Below are 23,526 nucleotides of genomic sequence, written 5' to 3'. Positions count from 1 at the left end.
CACACACCTCCCGCCGCCGTTTCAGACGACCCCGAAAACAAACCGTTATTATAAACCATGTCAGACAAATACCGACCGCACCGTTTGCCCGCCGCAGTTGCCCAAAATCTCATTAATATATAAAACTGATGTAGCCCTGTGTAGTTTTTTAATAAGAAAAACATTATAATTTCCCACATCACCATCCCGCTACCTCACCAAGGAGATTTAAATGGCACTCGTATCCATGCGCCAACTGCTCGACCATGCCGCCGAAAACAGCTACGGCCTGCCCGCATTCAACGTCAACAACCTCGAACAAATGCGCGCCATCATGGAAGCCGCAGACCAAGTCAACGCTCCCGTTATCGTTCAAGCATCCGCCGGCGCGCGCAAATATGCAGGCGCGCCGTTTTTACGCCACCTGATTTTGGCGGCCGTCGAAGAATTCCCGCACATCCCCGTCGTCATGCACCAAGACCACGGCGCATCGCCCGACGTGTGCCAACGCTCCATCCAACTGGGCTTCTCCTCCGTCATGATGGACGGCTCGCTGCTCGAAGACGGCAAAACCCCGTCCACCTATGAATACAACGTCAACGCCACCCGTACCGTCGTTAACTTCTCCCACGCCTGCGGCGTATCCGTCGAAGGCGAAATCGGCGTCTTGGGCAACCTCGAAACCGGCGAAGCCGGCGAAGAAGACGGCGTAGGCGCGGCAGGCAAACTCTCCCACGATCAAATGCTGACCAGCGTCGAAGATGCCGTACGCTTCGTCAAAGACACCGGCGTGGACGCGCTCGCCATCGCCGTCGGCACCAGCCACGGCGCGTACAAATTCACCCGTCCGCCCACCGGCGACGTATTGCGCATCGACCGCATCAAAGAAATCCACCAAGCCCTGCCCAACACCCACATCGTCATGCACGGCTCCAGCTCCGTTCCGCAAGAATGGCTGAAAGTCATCAACGAATACGGCGGCAAAATCGGCGAAACCTACGGCGTACCCGTAGAAGAAATCGTCGAAGGCATCAAACACGGCGTGCGCAAAGTCAATATTGACACCGACCTGCGCCTCGCCTCCACCGGCGCCATCCGCCGCTTCATGGCAGAAAACCCGTCCGAATTCGACCCGCGCAAATACCTGAGCAAAACCGTCGAAGCCATGAAACAAATCTGTCTCGACCGTTACCTCGCATTCGGCTGCGAAGGGCAGGCAGGCAAAATCAAACCCGTTTCCCTTGAAAAAATGGCAAACCGCTACGCCAAAGGCGAGCTGAACCAAATCATCAAATAAACAACGGGACAATCCAACGGGCGGCCATCCAAGCCGCCCGTTTTGTTTTGAAGGGGGTATGGGTTAAGTGCAAACCCGTACGGCACTGCACTGCCCGCTCTGATTTAAATTTAATACGCCGGCTTTCCAAACCAGATAAAAGGTCGTCTGAAAACGGCTTCAGGTTGAACACAACCAGCGGCATTTGTTTTCAGACGACCTTGTTTGCCGAAGAGGCGAACTTTTCCTATTCCCTGTCTAGCGTGGGATTCGATGACGGGCGGCGATTATTTGTCGCCAAGTCCTAAAGGATGATCTGATAATGCCGTCATTCCTGCGCAGTCGGCAAAGGTGGCTGACAAATGTCCTGTTTTCATTTTGGCTTGCGATTTTTTTTACTTTAATGCACCTGATGAACAGCAGGTTGAACCCGAAAAACAAAACCCTGCGCATGAAAGGCAGGGTTTGGGGTTTATCGGCAAATCTACACCTTGCTTTTGAGGATTTTGCGGATGGCGGAAAGCTGGCGGCGGCTGACGGGCAGGGGTTTGGGGATGTCCAATATCTGCGCGCCCCAGGCGGAATCGCTGTCATCGTCGTCGTCCAACCGTATCAGGTAGTCTAATGTGTGGCGGAAGGCGAGGGCGTTGCGGTGGAGACGGATGATTTTTTCGCCCAACAATTCTTCCCAGTAGACCAAGGTTTTGGGCAGTTCGTAGCTTTGTCTGTCGCCGGTAACCAGAAAGACGGTTTTGTGTTCCGCCATCAGATAACGCGCCTGCTGCCACGGGATTTCGATCATGCGGTCGCGGCTGAAGACTTGGAAATGGGTAAAGTCGTCGGCTTTTTCGCGGTATTTTTCGCTGACCCGGTCCAATGCCGCTTGTAGGCGGGTTGAGCGGATGGGTTTGAGCAGGTAGTCGGCTGCCGCCAGTTCGAAGGCGCGCAAGGCATGTTCTTCGTAGGCGGTGGTGAAGATGATTTCGGGCTGGCGTTTGGCGACACGCTTGATGCGTTCGACCAGCTCGAGTCCGGTAATTTCGGGCAGTCCGATGTCGGCAAATACGATATCGACTTCGTGCATACTCAACCAGTCCAAAGCGGGCTGAGCGTGGTGGAATACGTTGAGGATGACGACGTTGCACTCTTCCAGCAAGATGCGCAGGCGTTCTGCGGCGAGCACTTCGTCTTCAACAATAATGACACTTAACATAATGATTTTCTTTTGTTATTTTTAAGTTTGACTGTCGGGTGAAAAGTCGGCACGGATGGCCGTCTTCCCGTTATGCATTTGGTTACGGCGATTATAGTAAATATGAAGTATTAATGTGCGTGTTATGTAAAAAAATAATTACATTCGAATAATATCTCGAGTAATTTGTTGCAATCTCGCCAATCTACTCCGTAACTATATCATGTATCGGTATTTTATGCGGCTGCCAGTGTTCTATCGCCCAAGATAAAAGTGCCTGCGGGCGGGAAACTTCGGGTGCGGGCGGAAGGTTGAGGTATTGCAGGACTTGGCGGAGCAATTGTTCTTTATGGTTTTCGTCCAAGGCGGGGGCAAGCGTCTGCTTTGACCATTTCTGCCCGTGTTTGTTGACCAAAAGCGGGAGATGGGCGTAATGCGGAGTAGCGAAGCCGAGGCAGCGTTGCAGGTAGATTTGGCGCGGGGTAGAAACGAGCAGGTCTTGCCCGCGCACGATGTGTGTGATGCCTTGGTCGGCATCGTCGGCAACGACGGCAAGCTGGTACGCCCAAAATCCGTCGGCACGCAAGAGGACGAAGTCGCCGATGTCGCGGGCGAGGTTTTGGGCGTAATGTCCGACTATACCGTCGTCAAAACCGATGGTTTCGTCGTTGACGCGGATGCGCCATGCGGGCGGTTTGTCGGTGTGCGGGCGGTCTTCGGGGCGGCGGCAGCGTCCGTTGTAAACGAATCCGTCGGCACCTTGGGCGGCGGCCGCCTGCCAGTCTTTGCGGCTGCAATAACAGGGATAGAGCAGGCCTTTTTCTTTCAGACGACCCAAGGCGTCTCTGTACAGCGAATGGCGGCGGCTCTGCCAAACGACTTCGCCGTCCCATTCGAAACCGAAGGCTTCGAGCGTGTGCAGGATATGCGCGGCGGCACCGGGCATTTCGCGCGGCGGGTCGAGGTCTTCCATACGGACCAGCCATTTGCCCCGGTTTGCGCGCGCATCGGCGTAGGATGCAAGCGCGGTCAGCAGCGAGCCGATGTGGAGCAGGCCGGTGGGGCTGGGGGCGAAGCGTCCGATATAGTCGGTTGGTAGGAGTGCCGTCATGGTTTTGGGATTGGAGCGGGTTGTTGGGAATCGGTTTGGGTGGGACTTGCCGTGTCCGTTTTGACTGCGTTGCGGCAGGGTTTTCAGACGACCTTTGGGGATGGGTCGTCTGAAAACGGGCAAACTATACCAAGCAACTGCTTCTGCGGGCAATGTTATAATGCCGTTTCAACACATTACGGACAGATTCCATGCTCATCGATATTTCACGTCCCATTCTTGCCGTCGATACCGGTACCTCTTTTCTCTCACTCGCTTTGCGTGCGGACGGCGAGGTGCGCCTGTATCATGAAAACGTCGGTACGCGCCAGTCAGAACTCATCCTGCCGCAGATTTGCGTGTTGTTCGAACAGGCGGGTATAGGCGCGTCGGATTTGGGCGGCATCGTTTATGCGCAAGGACCGGGCGCGTTCACCGGATTGCGTATCGGGGCGGGTGTCGTGCAGGGTTTGGCAACCCCTTTCGACACACCCGTTATCGGCGTGCCGAGTTTGGATGCGGCGGCTTATCTGGTTCCCGACTGCCCTTGCGTATTGGCGGCGACCGATGCGCGTATGGGCGAAGTGTTTTATGCGTGGTTTGACACGCAATCCCATACGCGTTTGGGCGATTATCATGTCGGCAAGGCTTCGGAAATCGTTTTGCCGCAAGGACAAACCTTCGGAGCGGGTGTGGGCAACGCCTTTGCCTTGGCTGACAAGCCGCCTTTCGACGGCATGCCGTCCATGCCGACTGCCGCCGATTTTCTCGAGCTGGCACTGAGCGGGCGTTATCCGGCGGCAGACGCCGCACATGCCGAATTGTTATACGTCCGCGACAAGATCGCCCTGACGGCGAAAGAGCAGGCGGAAAGGAAGGCGAAACCATGAACATCCGTCCAGCAAGCTCTGATGACTGTGCCGCCCTGACCGCAATCGATGCGGCGGGCAATCCCTCGCCTTGGTCGGAGCGGCAGTTTCTCGAAGCGGTAGCAAATCCTGCCGATACCGTTTGCGTCTGCGAACGCGGAGGCGAAATCTGCGGTTTTGCCGTCTGGCGCGAAATCTGCGGCGAGTCCGAGTTGCACCTGATTGCCGCCGCCCCGGTGTACCGCCTACAAGGCATCGCCTCAAAACTTTTGGCATATTGGTTTCAGACGACCTCAAGTCAAGGCGTATCTCGCCTGTTGTTGGAAGTTCGCGCAGGCAATGCCGCCGCCATCGGCCTCTACCGCAAATACGGTTTTATCGAAACAGGCCGGCGGAAAAATTATTACCCCCTGCCCGAGGGCGGATATGAAGACGCAATTTTGATGGAAAAACCATGTTAAGCAGCCGTTACCTCCATTTGCACGAAGCCTTGGGACTGGGGCCGATGTGGCTCAAGCGCGGGGCAAAAACCATTCCCGCTGCTTTGACCGCTCCCAAAACCGCTATGCCCAAACCCGCGGCAGCGTCGGTTCAGACTCCCATCCCCCGTCAGGAACGCACTCTGTCGGCAGGGGCGCATCAGGCGCGTCTGTCGGCAATGGCAGCCGTACACGGCGGAAACCAACAGGACGTACCCGAGCGCGAAATGCCATCCCAGCAAACCGCGGCTGTCGAAGCGGCCCGTCAGCCCGACGCGAAACCCAAGCAGGAAACGCCTGCGGACAAACAAACCCGCAGCATCCAAAACACGGCAGATTTGCCTGCCGCTCCGCACCATTCAGACGACCTCCCGCGCCTGTCCGCCACAGTCAAAACCGCGCACCTGATGGTGGTCAGCATCTGCCCTTCGACCGAAGATACGCTGCACGGCGAATTGTTCCACGGCGAAACCGGCGTCCTGCTGGACAATATGCTCGCCGCCATCCGACTCAGCCCGCAGCAGGCGCACAAAACCAGTTGGGTGAAAGCCGCTCCCGTGTTCAGCCCACATCCCTCGGAAGCGCAAATCCACGCCGAATTGCCTGCACTGAAGCATGAATTGGAATCGTCCCAAGCCCGTGCGGTATTGTTTTTAGGTCAGGTTTTCGAACAGAAAGAAATGATGGCGGTCATGGACGAATTGTGCGGCGGCATACCGTATTTCACCATCCCGCACCCCGCCCGCCTGCTGCGCCAACCGCGCCTGAAGGCATATGCCTGGCAGGTACTGAAGAAAGCGGCGGCTGTGTTGTAGGGTTGATTGGAACAAAGGTCGTCTGAAACTTGGGAATAGGGTTTCAGACGACCTTTTTGCATTTTTTCAGCGGAGACGCTTTGCGGACGATACACGCGCTGAGATGATGGTAAAGATTACATTCCGTCATTCCCGCGCAGGCGGGAATCCACTGGAAGCCCTATGCAACAGGTGTTTGCAAAACAGCCGGCCGTAGCGTGGGCTTTGCCCACGGGTTGTTTTTTTGAAAAAACAAAGGTCATCTGAAAGCCTGCGCACAGGTTTCAGACGACCTTTTATATTTTCGCGGGCATAGCCCACGCTACCAGTTGAAAACTGCTGGAAATATCGTTCTTTTCGATCGTGTTTCCATTGATGTGGTGCAGGCTGCGCCCACAAACTGAGTTTACTGACGCACAAGGTCATCTGAAAACCGAAACTTAAAATCTGTCCTTACGAGCGGTAGTCGGCGTTGATGGAGACGTAGTCGTGCGACAGGTCGCAGGTATAGACGGTGGCGGCGGCTTGTCCGCGGTGGAGTTTGATGCGGACGGTGATTTCGTCTTTCGCCATCACTGCCTGCCCTTGTTCTTCGGTGTAGCTTGCGGCGCGGCCGCCGTTTTCGGCAACCAATACTTCGTCCAGATACATTTCGACGGTGTCGGTGTCCAAATCGGCGATGCCTGCGTAACCGATGGCGGCGAGCAGTCTGCCGAGGTTGGGGTCGGAGGCGAAGAAGGCGGTTTTGACCAGCGGCGAGTGGGCGACGGCGTAGGCGGCTTGGCGGGCTTCGTCGCGGGTTTTGGCGTTTTCGACGCGGACGGTGATGAATTTGGTCGCGCCTTCGCCATCGCGGACGATGGCTTGGGCAAGCTCGAGGGCGAGGCTGCCGAGCAGGTCTTTGAGCTGTTTGTAGCGCGGATCGGCGATGTTGTCGATTTCGCTTTGGCTGTTTTTGCCGGTGGCGATGATGACGAAGCTGTCGTTGGTGCTGGTGTCGCCGTCAACGGTGATGGTGTTGAAGGTTTCGTCGGCGATTTCTTGAGTCATCAACTGGAGGATGGGTTGGGAAACTTTGGCATCGGTGGCGATGAAGGAGAGCATGGTTGCCATGTTGGGATGGATCATGCCGGAGCCTTTGGCGATGCCGGTGGCGCGGACGGTGTGTTTTTCGCCGACGCTGCCTTCGCGCGAGGCGGATTTGGGCACGGTGTCTGTGGTCATGATGGCGCGTGCGGCGTCTGCCCAGTCTGCGGGCTGCATTTTGGGCAGGGCGGCGACGATTTTGCCGACGGGCAATGGTTCGAGGATGACGCCTGTGGAGAAGGGAAGGACTTGGGAGGGTTTGCAGCCGGTTTGTTCGGCGGTGGCGGCGCAGGTTTCGATGGCGTCGATTCTGCCTTGCGCGCCTGTGCCTGCGTTGGCGTTGCCGGTGTTGATGATGATGGCGCGCACGCCGTCTTCGTCGAAGAGGTGTGATTTGGCGATGTGGACGGGGGCGGCGCAGAAGCGGTTGGTGGTGAAGACGGCACCGACGGTGTTGCCGCCGGAAAATACCATCAGGGTCAGGTCGGCGCGGTCGGTTTGTTTGATGCCTGCGCGGGCGGTGAAGAGTTGGATGCCGTCGATGTTCAGCAGTTGGTCTGCGGTTTTTTCTATAAGGTTGACTGCCATTTTGCTGCTCCTTTGTTTGGGGTTGTTGTTGATTTGGTTTTCAGACGACCTTTTGGTTCATCGAGGGTCGTCTGAAAAGTGTTCAGAATCCTAATACTGGGATGATAATCGGGGCGATGGCGGCGGTCAGTACGCCGTTGAGGGTCAGTCCCAGCCCTGCGTATGCCGCCATGCGCCGGCTGCGTTCAAGCGAGGCGGCGATGCCCATGGCGTGTGAGGCGGTGCCGAGCGACATGCCGATCGACGAGGGCATGACGACGGTGTTTTTAAGTACGGTATAACCGGCTATCTGCCCAACCAGCCCGGCGACAATGACGGTGGCGGCGGTGATGGCGGGGATGCCGCCTATGGTGCGGGTGATTTCAATGGCGATGGGGTTGGTCACGGATTTGGCGGCGAGCGAGAGGACGACTTCGCGATCCGCGCCCAGCCATTTGGCGAAATACATGCCCGTGATGATGCCGGTAACGCTGCCGGCGAGCTGCGAGACGATAACAGGCAGCCACTGGCTGAAGATTTTTTGACGGTTTTGATAGAGCGGAACGGCGAGCGCGACGACGGCGGGCTTGAGCCAGAAGTCGATAAACTGCGCGGCATCGTGGTACACGGCATAATCGATGTCGAGGATTTTGAGGTAGGCAATCAGGGTAACGGTGCTGATTAAGACGGGGTTGAGCAGCAGATAGCCCGTCCGCGCGCGGAGGATGAGTGCCAATGCGTAAACCGCCAGCGTCAGGAAAAGCAGGACGCTGGGCTGTTGCCACAGGGAAAGGATGCCGTCCATCAGATTTTCTCCCGTATCCATTGGTGTACCTTACCTGTAACCAACAGGACGCACACGGTGCTGGCGGCGGCGGAGACGAGTATCGACAGCCAACTGTCGGCAATCAAATCCAAATAGCTGATGACAGCGACGCAAGGCGGTACGAGGAAAAGCGTCAGGTTTGACATCAGCGCGTCGGTAAGCTGCTGCAACCACTCGGCTTTCACCCACCCCGCCTGAAGCATGGCAAACAAAATGCCCATGCCGATAATGCTGCCGGGCAGCTTGATGCCCGTAAGGTAGGCGGCGGCTTCGCCGAGCGCGAGGCAGCCGAGCAGGACGAGCAAGGCGCGGATGGTGTGCATGGGTCGGGTTTCCTCTATGGTTTGCCGCTTTGCAGACGGGCAGTTTATGAATCTTTGTTAATAATTGAATCATAACGCCCTTGGGGTCGTCTGAAAACCCGTTTGCCGGTTTGATTTTGCACCGGCCGCGTTTTCAGACGACCTCGCGCATGACGCAGGCGGCGCAGTCCATTAAAATCCCCGTTTCAGACGACCTTGAAAGAAAGAATGACATGTATCACGCATTCGGCGGCGCAACAGGCGTCCGCAACCTGACCGACCGCTTTTACGACTTGATGGAACTCGAGCCGCAATACCGCGCCCTGCGCCAGATGCACGGCGAAGACATGACACTGATTCGCGAAAAACTCTACGAATTTTTCAGCGGCTGGCTCGGCGGCCCGCCCTTGTTCGAGCAGAAATACGGCCATCCCATGCTGCGGGCGCGGCATATGCCCTTTGCCGTGAATATGCAAGTGCGCGACGAATGGATCGCCTGCTTTGCCCAAGCCATGAACGAACTGGAAATCAGCAAAGACCTCGCCGAGCCCGTCCTTATCCGCATTTTTGCGATGGCGGACTGGATGCGCAACCAAAACGAAGAAGGCGTAGAACCGCCCATGCCGCCGATGGCGGTCGATCCCGCAATCCGCATTCCCGAACTGAAAAACGTCTTAAAGCAATACGGCGTGGACGGTTATTTTGAAGCTTGAGGTCGTCTGAAAAGTATTTTTTTCGGGCGGGATATTCGTATTCTGCAAAATTAAAATATCTGATTCTATCGATTGACTGTTGTGGTAATTTTGAAATGTCGGATTCAGGAATTCGACCTACGGAACTACAACAAAGTTGTAATGCTTACCGTACATTGGATTAAGTAGGATAATGAAGCCTTTCCCAAGGTCGTCTGAAATACATAGACAAACCCAAAAACATTCTGAATAAAAAAGGATTTTAAGATGAACACATGGTTGAAAAAAATGATGGTTGCTTTGCTGGCTTTGGGCATAGGGCAAGCAGCTTGGGTTGATGATGTGCCAAATTTTAAGAAAATGCTTCAAGCTGCGGAGCAAGGGAATGCATACGCCCAAAATAATTTGGGTTGGATGTATTACAAAGGCGAAGGAGTTCGTCAGGATTATAAACAGGCAGTGCAGTGGTATCGCAAGGCGGCAGAACAAGGGAATGCTCAAGCTCAATATAGTTTGGGCGTGATGTATGAACAAGGGCAAGGAGTGCGCCAAGACGATGCCGAAGCGGTCAAATGGTATCGGCAGGCGGCGGATCAGGGGTTGGCCCAAGCCCAATTCAATTTGGGCGGGATGTATGAAAATGGACAAGGCGTGCGCCAGGATGATGCTGAAGCGGTCAAATGGTATCGGCAGGCGGCGGATCAGGGGTTAGCCCAAGCCCAATTCAATTTGGGCGGGATGTATGAAACCGGGCGCGGCGTGCGCCAGGATGATGCCGAAGCAGTCAAATGGTATCGGCAGGCGGCAGAACAGGGAAATGCAGCAGCCCAATATAATTTGGGCGTGATGTATGACGAAGGACAAGGCGTGCGCCAAGACGATGCCGAAGCGGTCAGATGGTATCGGCAGGCGGCGGAACAGGGGGTAGCCCAAGCTCAATTCAATTTGGGCGTGATGTATGAAAATGGGCAAGGCGTGCGCCAAGACGATGCTGAAGTGGTCAAATGGTTCCGTAAGGCGGCGGAGCAAGGGTTAGTCGAAGCTCAATACAATTTGGGCGTGATGTATGCCGAAGGACGCGGCGTGCGCCGGGATGATGCCGAAGCGGTCAAATGGTTTCGGCAGGCGGCAGCGCAGGGTTTAGCCCAAGCCCAATTCAATTTGGGCGTGTTGTATGAAAATGGACAAGGCGTGCGCCGGGATGATGCCGAAGCGGTCAAATGGTATCGGCAGGCGGCAGCACAGGGGTTAGCCAAAGCCCAATCCAATTTGGGCGTAATGTATTACAAAGGGCACGGCGTGCGCCAAGATCTTGCGCTCGCTCAAGAATGGCTTGGCAAGGCGTGTCAAAACGGAGACCAAAACGGCTGCGACAATTACCAACGCCTGAAGGCGGGTTATTAATCGGTTCGCAATGCCGTCTGAAAGCGGTTTAGGCAGGGGGCGGACATCTCCCCGCTCAATATGATTTGTTTTAGGACAAAACCAAAATGACTTTCCAAGATAAAAAAATCCTCGTCGCCGGACTCGGCGGTACGGGCATTTCCATGATTGCCTACCTGCGCAAAAACGGCGCGGAGGTGGCCGCTTATGATGCGGAGTTGAAACCGGAGCGCGTGTCGCAAATCGGTAAGATGTTTGACGGGCTGGTGTTTTACACGGGTCGTCTGAAAGATGCGCTCTCCAACGGCTTCGATATTCTGGCGCTCAGTCCGGGCATCAGTGAGCGTCAGCCGGATATCGAGGCGTTCAAGCAAAACGGCGGGCGTGTGTTGGGCGACATTGAATTGTTGGCGGACATTGTGAACCGCCGTGGCGACAAGGTGATTGCGATTACCGGCAGCAACGGCAAAACCACGGTAACGAGCCTGGTCGGCTATCTTTGCATCAAGTGCGGGCTGGATACCGTCATCGCGGGCAATATCGGCACGCCGGTTTTGGAAGCGGAATTGCAGCGCGAAGGTAAAAAGGCGGACGTGTGGGTGTTGGAGCTTTCCAGCTTCCAACTGGAAAACACCGAAAGCCTGCGCCCGACTGCGGCGACGGTGCTGAACATTTCCGAAGACCATCTCGACCGCTACGACGATTTGCTCGACTACGCGCATACCAAAGCCAAGATTTTCCGTGGCGATGGCGTGCAGGTTTTGAATGCGGACGACGTGTTCTGCCGCGCCATGAAGCGTGCCGGGCGCGAGGTGAAATGGTTTTCGTTGGAACACGAAGCCGATTTTTGGTTGGATAAGGAAGGTCGCACCACGGGCGGGCTTCGCACTCTGAAACAGGGCAATGAAGATTTGATTGCCACGCAAGACATTCCGTTGCAAGGCCTGCACAACGCCGCTAACGTGATGGCTGCCGTTGCCTTGTGCGAAGCCGTCGGTTTGCCGCGCGAAGCATTGCTCGAACACGTTAAAACCTTCCAAGGCCTGCCGCACCGCGTCGAAAAAATCGGCGAGAAAAACGGCGTGGTGTTTATCGACGACAGCAAAGGCACGAACGTCGGCGCGACCGCCGCCGCGATTGCCGGTTTGCAAAATCCGCTCTTCGTGATTTTGGGTGGTATGGGTAAAGGGCAGGACTTCACGCCTCTGCGCGACGCGCTTGCCGGCAAGGCAAAAGGCGTGTTCCTGATCGGCGTCGATGCGCCGCAAATCCGCCGCGATTTGGACGGCTGCGATCTGGATATGACCGACTGCGCCACTTTGGAAGAAGCGGTTCAGACGGCATACGCCCAAGCCGAAGCGGGCGATATCGTGCTGCTCAGCCCCGCCTGCGCGAGCTTTGATATGTTCAAAGGCTATGCGCACCGTTCGGAAGTGTTTATCGAAGCGTTTAAGGCTTTGTAAGGTCGTCTGAAAGATGAAAAGAGGGTTGGTTTTACCGTAAACCTTGTGCGCCATTGCCTCAAAGGTCGTCTGAAAACGTCAAGTCGGTTTCAGACGACCTTTTTGCAGCAACGGCAAACTTGTTTCTTTACTTTATACGGTGCTACTGTTTCTTATAGTGGATTAAATTTAAATCAGGACAAGGCGACGAAGCCGCAGACAGTACAGATAGTACGGCAAGGCGAGGCAACGCCGTACTGGTTTAAATTTAATCCACTATAAAAATTGCCTATGCGGGCAAACGGCGAAGCGGCGGGCAGTCATGCCTGACCGACAAAACGTGTGTTGATCAATCCGAAAGGAAAACCCATGAATTTTCAAGACTACATCCGTTACGATGCCGTCGGTTTGGCAGAACTGATCCGCAAAAAAGAAGTCTCCGCCGATGAAGTGTTGCAAGCTGCTTTAAACCGCTTGGACGAAGTCAATCCCAAGCTCAATCTATTGGCGCACGATTTGCGCGAACGCGCGGCGGCGTGGCAGGGGTCGTCTGAAAATGCCGATACGCCGCTGGCGGGCGTGCCGTTTTTGCTCAAAGACCTGCTGGCGGATTGGGAAGGCGCGCCGACATGGTCGGGTTCGCGCATGATGCAGCATTACATTGCCAAGCAAAACAGCGATTTGACCCAAGCCTATCTCGATGCGGGGCTGCGCGTGTTCGGCAAAACCACCACGCCCGAATGGGGCGCGTATCCCGTTACCGAAACCGAAATCTACGGCATCACGCGCAATCCGTGGCATTTGGATTACACCGCAGGCGGCAGCAGCGGGGGCGCGGCGGCGGCAGTGGCTTCGGGCGTCGTCCCCGCAGCGCACGGCAGCGACGGCGGCGGCTCCATCCGCTTGCCCGCGCACAACTGCGGCGTGTTCGGGCTGAAACCCACGCGCGGCCGCAGCAGTTACGCACCGAACGCATCGGAGGCGTGGCAAGGTTTGGTATGCGATCATGTGTTGACCCGCAGCGTGCGCGACAGCGCGGTTTTGCTGGACATCGCCGCCAAAACCCAAGCCCGCGCCCTATATGCCTGCCCGCCGCCGCCCGAAAATGGTTTTGCAGACAGCCTGAAACAAGAAGCAGGTCGTCTGAAAATCGCTTTTTGGAAACAGACATGGTTTGGCGGCGGCAACGACGAAGGCACGGAAGCCGCGTTCGCCCATAGTTTGAAACTGATGCAAGACGCGGGACACGAATTGGAAGAAGCCACGCCCGATTTTGCGCCGCCCGAACAGCTCAACCGAGCCGCCCGCATCATCGTCATGGGCGAAACGGCAAAACTGTTCTACCAATATCAATATGAAACCGGACAAAAACTGCCGCACCACCTGCTTGAGCCGACAACGTGGGCAATGATTGTGCAGGGGCGGCAAATCAGCGCGGGCGAAATGGCATGGGCGCGCGACGTGATGCTGGCGCAGGAACGTGCCGCCAAAGCATTTTTTACGCGCTACGACGTGTTGATGACGCCCGTCTGCCCGCGCACCACGCCGAAAATCGGCGAGCTGATGCCGCCACCCGCCGCGCAAAAAGCCATGCGCCTGCCGTTCGGCACGCTGCGTTTGGGTTTTCTGTTGAAAAACAACCCGTTTTTAGAAAAAGAAGCCGCTGCAACGCTGCAATACGTCGGCTATACATCGCCGCTGAACATGAGCGGCAACCCCGCCATGAGCGTGCCGCTTTACCGGCATAACGGGCTGCCCGTCGGCACCCAGTTCGCCGCCGCACACGGGCGCGAAGACACGCTGCTTAGCCTCGCTGCGCAGTTGGAACAGATACAGCCGTGGGCGGAAATACCGCAGTTGGTTTAGGGGGTGCATTGGATAAAAAGCGGTCTATTTGATCGAAGAAAAGATTCATAAAAGGTCGTCTGAAAACATAAAAACGTTTTCAGACGACCTTTTTTGGGTATCAAAGGGTAGGGGAGGGCGCAAAGAATGCCGGAATCCGACTGTCTTTAAAGAATCTGAATTGTTGCTTTGCCAAGAAACCTTTAGAATGACGTTTTTCTGATTTTCGATATTTTCAGACGACCCGTATATCCAAAAGGTCGTCTGAAACGTTTGTTCCGTAACGGATGTTTGTTCATGATTAGTCTTTCCAAAATTCTCGACCGCCCGATTTCCCGCAGCGGTCAGAAATTCGATACATCGCTTTTGTGGATGACGGTGTTGATGACCGTGTTCAGCCTGGTGATGATTTATTCCGCTTCGATTGCTTACGCGGCGGCGGAGGGCGGTACGCAGTTTTCTTTTGTCGGCAAGCAGGCTTTGTTTGTCGCGGTCGGTGTTTCTGTGTGCATCGGCCTGTCTTTTATCAGCATAAACACTTGGAAAAAGCTTATGCCCTGGTATTTCGGCTTCTCGGGGCTTTTGCTGCTGCTGGTTTTGTTTTTGGGGCGGGAGATTAACGGGGCAACCCGCTGGATTCACGCGGGACCGGTCAATATCCAGCCGACGGAGTTGTTCAAGCTTGCCGTCGTTTTGTATTTGTCCAGCCTGTTCACGCGCAAGGCGGAAGTGTTGCAGAGCGTGAAGAAGATTATGTTTCCGGGCGGGCTGATTGCCGCGGGTTTGGTGTTGATTATGTTCCAGCCCGACTTCGGTTCGTTCGTCGTCATTGTCGGCGTTACGATGGCTATGGTGTTTTTGGCGGGTTTCCCTGCCAAGTATTTCATCATGATGGGGATGATTCTGGCTTCATTCATGACGGCGGCGATTATGCTTGCGCCTTATCGCATGGCGCGCGTATCGGCGTTTTTGAATCCGTGGGCGGACCCTTTGGGCAAAGGCTACCAGTTGACGCATTCGCTGATGGCGATTGCGCGCGGCGAATGGTTCGGTCAGGGCTTGGGCGCGAGCTTGGAAAAACGCTTCTACCTGCCCGAGGCGCATACCGACTTTATCTTTGCCGTCATCGGCGAGGAATTCGGCTTTTTGGGTATGTGTATTTTGGTTGCTTGCTATGTTTGGCTGGTCGTCCGCGCCTTTTCCATCGGACGGCAGGCGCGCGATTTGGATTTGACGTTCGGCGCGTATGTCGCCAACGGCATCGGTGTTTGGATAGGTATTCAAAGTTTCTTCAATATCGGCGTCAACATCGGCATTTTGCCGACCAAGGGGCTGCCGTTGCCGTTGATGTCTTACGGCGGTTCGGCGGTTGTGGTCATGCTGGTGTGCATCACTTTGTTGTTGCGCGTCGATTATGAAAACCGCAAAAAAATGCGCGGTTACCAAGTGGAGTAAATCATGGGCGGTAAAACTTTCATGCTGATGGCGGGCGGTACCGGCGGCCATATTTTCCCTGCGCTGGCGGTGGCGGATTCATTGCGTGCGCGCGGCCATCATGTGATTTGGCTGGGCAGCGAAGGCTCGATGGAAGAGCGCATCGTGCCGCAATACGACATCCTGCTCGAAACGCTGGCGATTAAAGGCGTGCGCGGCAACGGCATCAAACGCAAGCTGATGCTGCCGTTTACTTTGTATAAAACCGTCCGCGAAGCGCAGCGGATTATCCGCAAACACCGCGTCGAATGCGTCATCGGTTTTGGCGGCTTCGTAACTTTCCCCGGCGGTTTGGCGGCGAAGCTGTGCGGCGTGCCGATTGTGATTCACGAGCAAAACGCCGTGGCTGGTTTGTCCAACCGCCAACTGTCGCGCTGGGCGAAGCGGGTGTTGTACGCCTTCCCGAAAGCGTTCAGCCATGAAGGCGGCTTGGTCGGCAACCCCGTCCGCGCCGATATTGCCAACCTGCCTGCGCCTGCCGAACGCTTCCAAGGGCGTGAAGGTCGTCTGAAAATCTTGGTGGTCGGCGGCAGTTTGGGCGCAGACGTTTTGAACAAAACCGTACCGCAAGCATTGGCTTTGCTACCCGACGATGCGCGCCCGCAGATGTACCACCAATCTGGCCGGGGCAAGCTGGGCAGCTTGCAGGCGGATTACGATGCGCTGGGCGTGAAAGCCGAATGCGTGGAATTTATTACCGACATGGTGTCCGCCTACCGCGATGCCGACTTGGTGATTTGCCGTGCCGGCGCGCTGACGATTGCCGAGTTGACGGCGGCGGGGCTGGGCGCGCTGCTGGTGCCGTATCCTTATGCCGTCGATGACCATCAAACCGCCAACGCGCGTTTTATGGTGCAGGCGGAGGCAGGATTGCTGTTGCCGCAAACCCAGTTGACAGCGGAAAAGCTCGCTGAAATCCTCGGTGGTTTGAACCGCGAAAAATGCCTCAAATGGGCGGAAAACGCCCGCACATTGGCGCTGCCGCACAGCGCGGACGACGTGGCGGAAGCCGCCATCGCGTGTACGGCATGATGACATAATGTGATGAGCGAAACAGAGGTCGTCTGAAAACCAAGAAACGGGTTTCAGACGACCTTTTTGCAACTTGGCAGCCGTATTGTGCGGGAGTATGATGTAAATAGGAATTTCTCTCATTGGAGGCTGCCATGTCTGCAAAAATCTCTCCCGAAACCGTTTCCGCACTGTCCAGTACCATGCTGATTCCCCTGTGGGCAAAGGCCGTAGAACAGGGTAGGGCGCAGCCGCTTTTGCGTGATGACGAAGCCGTGCGGATGTTGGACAAGATAGACTACGACTTCGGCAAGTTTGCCAAAGTCAAAGCATCGCAGGTCGGCTGTTGCGGGCGGGCGAAGCTGTTGGACGATATGACCCGGCATTTTATCGCCGAACATCCCGATGCCGTCGTCGTGCAAATCGGCGCAGGGCTGGATGCGCGTTACGAACGCTTGGGCAGGCCGCGCATTACCGCTTGGTATGATTTGGATTTGCCGGAAGTGATTGAAGTGCGGCGCATGCTGTTGCCCGAATCGGACAATCATTATCTGGGCGCGTCCATGTTCGACGAAGCGTGGATGAACACCGTCGCCGCGCACGGCAAACCCGTGTTGCTCGTGATCGAAGGCGTGTTGATGTATTTTGAAGAGGCGCAGGTGCAGGACTTTTTCAAACAGGTTGCGCGCCGTCTGCCGCACGCCCAACTTGCCTTCGATACCATTCCCAAAGCCTACATCGGACAAAGCAAACGCCACGACGCGCTCGGTAAAATGGACAAACCGCCCGAGTTCTGCTGGGCGATAAGCGGAACGGACGACATCCGACGGCTGATGCCGGGTGTGGAAATTATTGAAGAAGCCTGCTTGAGCAGCGTCTGCAAACCGCGTTATCCGTGGCTTTTGCGCCTTTTGTATGCGACCGCGTGGGGACGGCGCAAACTGGATATGCGCTTGATGAGGATACAAGTGCCATCCAGTTGATAAGCACGAGGTCGTCTGAAAATGGTTTTCAGACGACCTTATGTTTTGTTTTTTTCTAGTGTTTTGGTAGCTGAAATCAAGTTTAAAAATGGGCAAAGTAGCAAAGATTTGCCGCTAAGCGAAGCCCCTTTTTTACCCATATTGCAACCAATGTGAAATCCTGTATGCCAAAACATCTTTAATTTACAAGAAAACTATGGCGCAGAAGCGGATAGCCCTTTAAAATAACGCCTTTACGCATCGAAAATCCACCGGAACGCAACATCATGATGAAAAATCGAGTCACCAACATCCATTTTGTCGGTATCGGCGGCGTCGGCATGAGCGGTATCGCCGAAGTCTTACACAATTTGGGCTTTAAAGTTTCCGGTTCGGATCAGGCGCGAAATGCGGTGACCGAGCATTTGAGCAGCTTGGGTATTCAAGTTTATCCCGGTCATACCGCCGAACACGTCAACGGCGCGGATGTCGTCGTTACCTCTACCGCCGTCAAAAAAGACAATCCCGAAGTCGTCGCTGCGCTGGAGCAGCAAATCCCCGTCATTCCGCGCGCCCTGATGCTGGCGGAACTAATGCGCTTCCGTGACGGCATCGCCATTGCCGGTACGCATGGCAAAACCACGACCACCAGTCTGACCGCCTCTATCCTCGGCGCGGCAGGTCTCGACCCCACTTTCGTTATCGGCGGCAAACTCAATGCCGCAGGTACCAACGCCCGCTTGGGCAAAGGCGAATATATCGTCGCCGAAGCCGACGAGTCCGATGCGTCCTTCCTGCATCTGACTCCGATTATGTCCGTCGTCACCAATATCGACGAAGACCACATGGACACCTACGGACACAGCGTCGAAAAACTGCATCAGGCGTTTGTCGATTTTATCCACCGTATGCCGTTCTACGGCAAAGCGTTTTTGTGTATCGACAGCGAACACGTCCGCGCGATTTTACCCAAAGTGAGCAAACCCTACGCCACTTACGGCTTGGACGATGCCGCCGATATTTACGCGACCGACATCGAAAGCGTCGGTGCGCAAATGAAGTTTACCGTTCATGTCCAAATGAAAGGACATGAGCAGGCGCCGTTTGAAGTCGTGTTGAACATGCCCGGCAGACACAACGTCCTCAATGCTTTGGCAGCCATCGGCGTGGCGCTGGAAGTCGGCGCATCCGTCGAAGCGATTCAGCGCGGCTTGCTCGGTTTCGAAGGCGTCGGCCGCCGCTTCCAAAAATACGGCGACATCAAGCTGCCCAACGGCGGAACCGCGCTGTTGGTGGACGACTACGGGCACCATCCCGTCGAAATGGCAGCAACCCTCTCCGCCGCACGCGGCGCGTATCCGGAAAAACGTTTGGTGCTCGCCTTCCAGCCGCACCGATATACCCGCACACGCGATTTGTTCGAAGACTTCACCAAAGTCCTCAATACTGTTGACGCGCTGGTGTTGACTGAAGTTTATGCCGCCGGTGAAGAGCCTATTGCTGCCGCCGACTCCCGCGCCCTTGCCCGCGCCATCCGCGTATTGGGCAAACTCGAGCCGATTTACTGCGAAAACGTCGCCGACTTGCCCGAAATGCTGTTGAACGTTTTACAGGACGGCGACATCGTGTTGAATATGGGCGCAGGCAGCATCAACCGTGTACCTGCCGCGATGCTGGAGTTGTCGAAAAAAGCCTGAGGCGGAAATTTTTATCGTGATGCCGAGATAGCCGCCCGATGAAGCGATGTTCCATCGGGTGGGGAAGCAAGATTAAGGTCGTCTGAAAACCCGATTCGTTTTCAGACGACCTGTATCAAAAAATGAAGTAATCAAGAAAGAACAAAAACAATGCAGAATTTTGGCAAAGTAGCCGTATTGATGGGCGGCTTTTCCAGCGAACGCGAAATTTCGCTGGATAGCGGTGCCGCCATTTTGAATGCCTTAAAAAGCAAAGGTATAGACGCACACGCCTTCGATCCTAAAGAAACGCCCTTGGCGGAATTGAAAACCCAAGGTTTCCAAACTGCTTTCAATATCCTCCACGGTACTTACGGCGAAGACGGTGCCGTTCAGGGCGCGTTGGAATTGTTGGGCATTCCTTATACCGGCAGCGGTGTCGCCGCTTCAGCCATCGGCATGGACAAATACCGCTGCAAACTGATTTGGCAAGCTTTGGGGCTGCCCGTTCCCGAGTTTGCCGTTTTGCACGAAGATTCCGATTTCGATGCCGTCGAACAACAACTCGGCTTGCCCATGTTCGTTAAACCGGCAGCCGAAGGCAGCAGCGTCGGTGTTGTGAAAGTGAAAGAAAAAGGTCGTCTGAAAAGCGTTTACGAAGAATTGAAACACCTTCAAGGCGAAATCATTGCCGAGCGATTTATCGGCGGCGGCGAATATTCCTGCCCCGTATTGAACGGCAAAGGCCTGCCCAGCATACACATCATCCCCGCGACCGAGTTTTACGACTACGAAGCCAAATACAACCGCGACGACACTGTTTATCAATGTCCGTCCGAAGACTTGAGCGAGGCTGAAGAAAACCTGATGCGTTCCCTGGCAGTCCGCGGGGCGCAGGCAATCGGGGCAGAGGGCTGCGTGCGCGTCGATTTCCTCAAGGATACCGACGGTAAACTTTACCTTTTGGAAATCAACACACTGCCCGGCATGACGAGCCACAGTTTAGTACCGAAATCCGCCGCCCATACCGGCGTGGATTTTGCCGATTTATGCATTGAAATTCTGAAAACCGCACATGTGGGATGACGCAAGCGCACTGGGTCGGCTGACCCGCTGGCTATTGCTGCTGATGGCATTGCTGCTCATCGGCACCTGCATAGCCTGGCTATACAACTCCAATCATTTTCCCGTCAAACAAGTGTCTATACAGGGCAAGCTGACCTATTCGGACGGGAAAGCACTTCAGCGCGCCGCTCAACAGCACACGCACAGCAATATTTTCCGTGCCGATTTGGACGGTATTCAGGCAGCCTTTCAAAAGCTGCCGTGGGTGGATTCCGCCATGGTGCGCCGCCGCTTTCCCGATACTGTCGAAATCCATTTGACCGAGCGCGTGCCTGTCGCGCATTGGCGCAGCGGCGGTTTGGTCGATTCCAAAGGCAATGTGTTTGACGCCCAGCTCAAAGCCAAGCTGCCAATCTTTGAAGGACAGCCGGGTACGGGCAAAGACATGGTCAAACACTACGAAGAATTTTCCGACATCCTCCGCCGGCAAAATCTGGCGATTAAAGAACTGATTTATACGCCGCGCTCCGCCTGGTTGGTGGTCTTGGACAACGGGATTACCGTCAGGCTGGGAAGGGAAAACGAAATCAAACGCTTACAACTTTTCGCCGAAATTTGGCCGACGCTGTTGCGTAAAAATCAAAATCGGTTATCCTACGTTGATATGCGGTATAAAGACGGATTTTCCGTGCGTTACACATCAGAGACGCCGTCTGAAAATGTTTCAGACGACTAAAGCCAAGCAAATGGCGTGAAGCAAACTATTGCCAATACAGACAAATAGTTATAACTCCAGCGAAATAACGAGCAAATATAATGGAACAACAAGGTAAATATATCAGTGCCCTCGATATCGGCACATCCAAAGTCATCGCCCTGATTGGCGAAGTACAAGACGACAACGAAATCCACATCGTCGGACTCGGACAGGCACCGTCTCGCGGCCTTAAAGCAGGTATGGTAACCAACATTGACGCGACGGCCCAAGCCATTCAGCAGGCAGTCAATGAAGCCGAATTGATGGCGGATACCAAAATCAGCCACGTTACGACCGGTATCGCAGGTAACCATATCCGCAGCTTGAATTCGCAAGGGGTTGTCAAAATCAAAGACGGCGAAGTTTCGCAAGCCGATATCGATCGCGCCATCGAAACCGCCAAAGCCATCAATATCCCGCCGGATCACAATATCCTGCATACCGTGGTACAAGAGTACATTATCGACAACCAGCCCGGTGTCAAAGAGCCTATCGGCATGAGTGGCGTCCGTCTCGATACCCGTGTACATATTATTACCGGCGCCAATACCGCCCTGCAAAACATCCAAAAATGTATCCATCGTTGCGGTTTGCAGATGGATCAAATCATGCTTCAGCCCTTGGCGAGCGGTCAGGCTGTTTTGACTGAAGACGAAAAAGATTTGGGCGTGTGCGTCATCGACATCGGTGGGGGTACGACCGATATTGCCGTTTATACCAACGGCGCCATCCGCCATACTGCCGTTATTCCCGTGGCGGGCGATTTGATTACCAAAGACTTGGCACAAGCACTGCGCACCCCGCACAGCGCTGCCGAATACATCAAAATCCACTACGGCGTGGCGATTCCCGATATGGAAGGCTTGGACGAAATGGTCGAAGTTCCCAGCGTCGGCGACCGCCAGCCCCGTCAGATTTCACGCCGTGTTTTGGCAAGCGTCATCGGTCCGCGCGTTGAAGAGATTTTGGAGTTGACCCTTAACGAATTGCGCCGTTCCGGCTTCCCTGAAGAAGTCCTCACGTCAGGTATCGTTCTGACCGGCGGCGCATCTATGCTGACCGGTATTGTTGAGCTTGCCGAAGAAGTGTTCGGTCTGCCTGCACGCATCGGCGTACCTCAAGAAATGGGCGGCGTATCCGAACGCATCCGCAATCCGCGCTACTCAACCGCTATCGGTCTTTTGCAGGCGGCAAGAGGCGAGGAAGACGGCGCGCCGGTGACTGGTGCGATTGTGGTTCATGATCAGACTGAAAAAATCAGTCTGTGGGCAAAACTGATGAAATTCGTTAAAGACAATTTCTGATTGTTCCGTTACTTTGCTTACAGGGAAAATGAGTCGTTGTCGGAATGAAACTACTTGCAACAATTAAGAACCTGTATGCTTTCGTTAAAAAATGTAGTAAAAAAATAACGGTAATGGTGAATGAATAAGAAGTATTTTGCCAGTGTCTGAAGACTTCTTATATAATACGGATAATATCTAATTTTTGGACCGTCCTCGATGCAGGGCGCGCAGGAGTCATTTGAATGGAATTTGTTTACGACGTAGCTGAATCAGCCGCAAGCCCTGCGGTCATTAAAGTAATCGGTTTGGGTGGCGGCGGTTGCAATGCTATTAACAACATGATTGCCAACATCATCCAAGGTGTTGAATTTATTAGTGCCAATACTGATGCGCAATCTTTAGGTAAAAATAATGCGGCAAAACGCATCCAATTGGGTACTAATCTTACCCGTGGTTTGGGCGCGGGTGCCAATCCTGAAATCGGTCGTGCTGCTGCACAAGAAGATCGCGAAGCCATTGAAGATGCTATCCGCGGCGCGAATATGTTGTTCATCACTACCGGTATGGGTGGCGGTACCGGTACCGGTGCGGCTCCTGTGGTTGCCGAGATTGCCAAAGAAATGGGTATTCTGACCGTTGCGGTTGTTACCCGTCCCTTCGGCTACGAAGGCAAACGCGTGCACATTGCCCAAGAAGGTTTAGAGCAGCTCAAAGGTCAAGTCGATTCATTGATTATCATCCCGAACGACAAATTGATGACTGCATTGGGCGAAGACGTGACCATGCGTGAAGCGTTCCGTGCAGCGGACAACGTCCTGCGCGATGCTGTAGCCGGTATTTCCGAAGTGGTTACCCGTCCCGGTTTCATCAACCTTGACTTCGCCGACGTTAAAAACGTAATGGGCATCAAAGGTATCGCGATGATGGGTTCCGGTTTTGCTCAAGGCATTGACCGCGCCCGTTTGGCAACCGAACAAGCGATTTCCAGCCCTTTGTTGGATAATGTGACTTTGGATGGCGCGCGCGGTGTATTGGTGAATATCACTACCGCTCCGGATTGCTTGAAAATGTCCGAATATCGTGAAATCATGAAAGTGGTTAACGAGAATGCACATCCTGAAGCTGAATGCAAGTACGGTACTGCCGAAGATGACAATATGGGCGAAGACGCTATCCGCGTAACCATTATTGCGACCGGTCTGAAAGAAAACGGCAGCGAAAACCAAATGCGTGCGGCAGTCCGTACACAAAAATTGGTTAGCGGAAATACCGAAGCCGCTCAGTCTGCGCAAGCTGGTAATGTGGATGGCTTGGTTCGTACCAACAGAGGTATCCGCTCAATGAATTTGACTGCCGCGGATTTCAGTAACCAATCTGTTTTAGACGATTTTGAAATTCCGGCTATTTTGCGTCGTCAAAATAATTCGGACAAATAATTCATTCTGTTAAAAAA

General features: G+C 54.6%; 21 protein-coding genes. 16 read left to right on the top strand and 5 right to left on the bottom strand.

The window, feature by feature from the left end; genetic code table 11:
• Positions 1–211: 211 nt before the first annotated feature.
• The gene (fba, locus tag DBY90_RS00510; RefSeq protein ID WP_003761919.1) at positions 212–1,276 is read left to right on the top strand and encodes a class II fructose-bisphosphate aldolase; all 1,065 of its coding nucleotides are present in this window, start codon (positions 212–214) and stop codon (positions 1,274–1,276) included.
• 463 nt (positions 1,277–1,739) lie between these two features.
• On the opposite strand, the gene DBY90_RS00500 is transcribed toward fba, so the two are convergent.
• Both DBY90_RS00500 and gluQRS read right to left on the bottom strand, forming a co-directional pair.
• Positions 1,740–2,468 carry a LytR/AlgR family response regulator transcription factor gene (locus DBY90_RS00500; RefSeq protein WP_039407778.1) on the bottom strand — a complete coding sequence of 243 codons (729 nt, stop codon included), beginning with the start codon at positions 2,466–2,468 and terminating at the stop codon, positions 1,740–1,742.
• Positions 2,469–2,652: 184 nt separating this feature from the next.
• Positions 2,653–3,558: a tRNA glutamyl-Q(34) synthetase GluQRS gene (gluQRS, locus tag DBY90_RS00495; protein ID WP_107986371.1), complete on the bottom strand. Its 906-nt coding sequence runs from the start codon at positions 3,556–3,558 to the stop codon at positions 2,653–2,655.
• Between the two features lie 191 nt (positions 3,559–3,749).
• Here gluQRS and tsaB point away from each other — a divergent pair, with 191 nt between their 5' ends.
• Genes tsaB through DBY90_RS00480 form a run of 3 tightly spaced genes read left to right on the top strand, consistent with a single transcriptional unit; the run spans position 3,750 to position 5,700 of the window.
• Entirely contained in the window at positions 3,750–4,427 is a 678-nt protein-coding gene (tsaB, locus tag DBY90_RS00490; protein WP_070491499.1) for a tRNA (adenosine(37)-N6)-threonylcarbamoyltransferase complex dimerization subunit type 1 TsaB, read from the top strand.
• Positions 4,424–4,867: a ribosomal protein S18-alanine N-acetyltransferase gene (gene rimI / locus DBY90_RS00485; RefSeq protein ID WP_070491497.1), complete on the top strand. Its 444-nt coding sequence runs from the start codon at positions 4,424–4,426 to the stop codon at positions 4,865–4,867. Before tsaB ends, rimI begins: the two co-directional genes overlap by 4 nt.
• Positions 4,861–5,700 carry a uracil-DNA glycosylase family protein gene (locus tag DBY90_RS00480; protein WP_070491495.1) on the top strand — a complete coding sequence of 280 codons (840 nt, stop codon included), beginning with the start codon at positions 4,861–4,863 and terminating at the stop codon, positions 5,698–5,700. Before rimI ends, DBY90_RS00480 begins: the two co-directional genes overlap by 7 nt.
• A gap of 432 nt (positions 5,701–6,132) precedes the next feature.
• Here the strand turns inward: DBY90_RS00480 and argJ are convergent, their stop codons facing one another.
• From argJ to DBY90_RS00465, 3 genes are all read right to left on the bottom strand, one after another.
• Positions 6,133–7,353 carry a bifunctional glutamate N-acetyltransferase/amino-acid acetyltransferase ArgJ gene (gene argJ / locus DBY90_RS00475; protein WP_070491493.1) on the bottom strand — a complete coding sequence of 407 codons (1,221 nt, stop codon included), beginning with the start codon at positions 7,351–7,353 and terminating at the stop codon, positions 6,133–6,135.
• An 82-nt stretch (positions 7,354–7,435) separates the two neighbouring features.
• A complete protein-coding gene (locus DBY90_RS00470) occupies positions 7,436–8,137 on the bottom strand; it encodes an LrgB family protein (protein WP_070491504.1) in 702 nt (233 codons plus the stop codon).
• A complete protein-coding gene (locus DBY90_RS00465) occupies positions 8,137–8,481 on the bottom strand; it encodes a CidA/LrgA family protein (RefSeq protein WP_070491491.1) in 345 nt (114 codons plus the stop codon). The genes DBY90_RS00470 and DBY90_RS00465 overlap by 1 nt, the downstream gene beginning before the upstream one ends.
• A gap of 212 nt (positions 8,482–8,693) precedes the next feature.
• On the opposite strand from DBY90_RS00465, the gene DBY90_RS00460 reads away from it, so the two are divergent.
• From DBY90_RS00460 to ftsZ, 12 genes are all read left to right on the top strand, one after another.
• Positions 8,694–9,173, top strand: coding sequence for a group II truncated hemoglobin (locus tag DBY90_RS00460; RefSeq protein ID WP_070491501.1), 480 nt, complete (start codon positions 8,694–8,696; stop codon positions 9,171–9,173).
• 246 nt (positions 9,174–9,419) lie between these two features.
• On the top strand, positions 9,420–10,556 hold the full coding sequence (locus DBY90_RS00455) for a tetratricopeptide repeat protein (RefSeq protein ID WP_107986369.1): 1,137 nt from the start codon (positions 9,420–9,422) through the stop codon (positions 10,554–10,556).
• Between the two features lie 86 nt (positions 10,557–10,642).
• Positions 10,643–11,998, top strand: coding sequence for a UDP-N-acetylmuramoyl-L-alanine--D-glutamate ligase (murD, locus tag DBY90_RS00450; protein ID WP_070491486.1), 1,356 nt, complete (start codon positions 10,643–10,645; stop codon positions 11,996–11,998).
• A 348-nt stretch (positions 11,999–12,346) separates the two neighbouring features.
• A complete protein-coding gene (locus DBY90_RS00440; protein WP_070491484.1) occupies positions 12,347–13,843 on the top strand; it encodes an amidase in 1,497 nt (498 codons plus the stop codon).
• 276 nt (positions 13,844–14,119) lie between these two features.
• Entirely contained in the window at positions 14,120–15,277 is a 1,158-nt protein-coding gene (ftsW, locus tag DBY90_RS00435) for a putative lipid II flippase FtsW (protein ID WP_070491482.1), read from the top strand.
• A 3-nt stretch (positions 15,278–15,280) separates the two neighbouring features.
• Positions 15,281–16,348: an undecaprenyldiphospho-muramoylpentapeptide beta-N-acetylglucosaminyltransferase gene (gene murG, locus DBY90_RS00430; RefSeq protein ID WP_070491480.1), complete on the top strand. Its 1,068-nt coding sequence runs from the start codon at positions 15,281–15,283 to the stop codon at positions 16,346–16,348.
• Positions 16,349–16,482: 134 nt separating this feature from the next.
• Positions 16,483–17,310, top strand: a complete 828-nt coding sequence (locus DBY90_RS00425; RefSeq protein WP_070491478.1) for a class I SAM-dependent methyltransferase — start codon at positions 16,483–16,485, stop codon at positions 17,308–17,310.
• Between the two features lie 266 nt (positions 17,311–17,576).
• Entirely contained in the window at positions 17,577–18,986 is a 1,410-nt protein-coding gene (gene murC, locus DBY90_RS00420; RefSeq protein ID WP_039410413.1) for a UDP-N-acetylmuramate--L-alanine ligase, read from the top strand.
• A 150-nt stretch (positions 18,987–19,136) separates the two neighbouring features.
• Positions 19,137–20,051 carry a D-alanine--D-alanine ligase gene (locus tag DBY90_RS00415; protein WP_003757235.1) on the top strand — a complete coding sequence of 305 codons (915 nt, stop codon included), beginning with the start codon at positions 19,137–19,139 and terminating at the stop codon, positions 20,049–20,051.
• Positions 20,041–20,766 (top strand): cell division protein FtsQ/DivIB, encoded by a 726-nt coding sequence (locus tag DBY90_RS00410; protein ID WP_070491475.1) that lies wholly within the window; start codon positions 20,041–20,043, stop codon positions 20,764–20,766. The genes DBY90_RS00415 and DBY90_RS00410 overlap by 11 nt, the downstream gene beginning before the upstream one ends.
• 80 nt (positions 20,767–20,846) lie before the next feature.
• Positions 20,847–22,091: a cell division protein FtsA gene (ftsA, locus tag DBY90_RS00405; RefSeq protein ID WP_019271553.1), complete on the top strand. Its 1,245-nt coding sequence runs from the start codon at positions 20,847–20,849 to the stop codon at positions 22,089–22,091.
• A 224-nt stretch (positions 22,092–22,315) separates the two neighbouring features.
• Positions 22,316–23,509, top strand: a complete 1,194-nt coding sequence (ftsZ, locus tag DBY90_RS00400; protein ID WP_003742838.1) for a cell division protein FtsZ — start codon at positions 22,316–22,318, stop codon at positions 23,507–23,509.
• The last annotated feature ends 17 nt before the right edge of the window (positions 23,510–23,526 follow it).

It is taken from the genome of Neisseria mucosa (assembly GCF_003044445.1).
Taxonomy (GTDB): Bacteria; Pseudomonadota; Gammaproteobacteria; order Burkholderiales; family Neisseriaceae; genus Neisseria; species Neisseria mucosa_A.
This window is presented reverse-complemented; position numbering and strand designations above follow the sequence as displayed.

What these genes read in the sequence shown, in the direction of transcription:
- ftsW (WP_070491482.1), top strand. Translation starts at nt 14,120, where the DNA reads ATGATTAGTCTTTCCAAAATTCTCGACCGCCCGATTTCCCGCAGCGGT.
- fba (WP_003761919.1), top strand. Translation starts at nt 212, where the DNA reads ATGGCACTCGTATCCATGCGCCAACTGCTCGACCATGCCGCCGAAAAC.
- gluQRS (WP_107986371.1), bottom strand. Translation starts at nt 3,558, where the DNA reads ATGACGGCACTCCTACCAACCGACTATATCGGACGCTTCGCCCCCAGC.
- DBY90_RS00425 (WP_070491478.1), top strand. Translation starts at nt 16,483, where the DNA reads ATGTCTGCAAAAATCTCTCCCGAAACCGTTTCCGCACTGTCCAGTACC.
- ftsA (WP_019271553.1), top strand. Translation starts at nt 20,847, where the DNA reads ATGGAACAACAAGGTAAATATATCAGTGCCCTCGATATCGGCACATCC.
- DBY90_RS00455 (WP_107986369.1), top strand. Translation starts at nt 9,420, where the DNA reads ATGAACACATGGTTGAAAAAAATGATGGTTGCTTTGCTGGCTTTGGGC.
- DBY90_RS00410 (WP_070491475.1), top strand. Translation starts at nt 20,041, where the DNA reads ATGTGGGATGACGCAAGCGCACTGGGTCGGCTGACCCGCTGGCTATTG.
- ftsZ (WP_003742838.1), top strand. Translation starts at nt 22,316, where the DNA reads ATGGAATTTGTTTACGACGTAGCTGAATCAGCCGCAAGCCCTGCGGTC.
- rimI (WP_070491497.1), top strand. Translation starts at nt 4,424, where the DNA reads ATGAACATCCGTCCAGCAAGCTCTGATGACTGTGCCGCCCTGACCGCA.
- DBY90_RS00470 (WP_070491504.1), bottom strand. Translation starts at nt 8,137, where the DNA reads ATGGACGGCATCCTTTCCCTGTGGCAACAGCCCAGCGTCCTGCTTTTC.
- argJ (WP_070491493.1), bottom strand. Translation starts at nt 7,353, where the DNA reads ATGGCAGTCAACCTTATAGAAAAAACCGCAGACCAACTGCTGAACATC.
- DBY90_RS00500 (WP_039407778.1), bottom strand. Translation starts at nt 2,468, where the DNA reads ATGTTAAGTGTCATTATTGTTGAAGACGAAGTGCTCGCCGCAGAACGC.
- DBY90_RS00460 (WP_070491501.1), top strand. Translation starts at nt 8,694, where the DNA reads ATGTATCACGCATTCGGCGGCGCAACAGGCGTCCGCAACCTGACCGAC.
- murG (WP_070491480.1), top strand. Translation starts at nt 15,281, where the DNA reads ATGGGCGGTAAAACTTTCATGCTGATGGCGGGCGGTACCGGCGGCCAT.
- DBY90_RS00440 (WP_070491484.1), top strand. Translation starts at nt 12,347, where the DNA reads ATGAATTTTCAAGACTACATCCGTTACGATGCCGTCGGTTTGGCAGAA.
- DBY90_RS00415 (WP_003757235.1), top strand. Translation starts at nt 19,137, where the DNA reads ATGCAGAATTTTGGCAAAGTAGCCGTATTGATGGGCGGCTTTTCCAGC.
- DBY90_RS00480 (WP_070491495.1), top strand. Translation starts at nt 4,861, where the DNA reads ATGTTAAGCAGCCGTTACCTCCATTTGCACGAAGCCTTGGGACTGGGG.
- murD (WP_070491486.1), top strand. Translation starts at nt 10,643, where the DNA reads ATGACTTTCCAAGATAAAAAAATCCTCGTCGCCGGACTCGGCGGTACG.
- murC (WP_039410413.1), top strand. Translation starts at nt 17,577, where the DNA reads ATGATGAAAAATCGAGTCACCAACATCCATTTTGTCGGTATCGGCGGC.
- tsaB (WP_070491499.1), top strand. Translation starts at nt 3,750, where the DNA reads ATGCTCATCGATATTTCACGTCCCATTCTTGCCGTCGATACCGGTACC.
- DBY90_RS00465 (WP_070491491.1), bottom strand. Translation starts at nt 8,481, where the DNA reads ATGCACACCATCCGCGCCTTGCTCGTCCTGCTCGGCTGCCTCGCGCTC.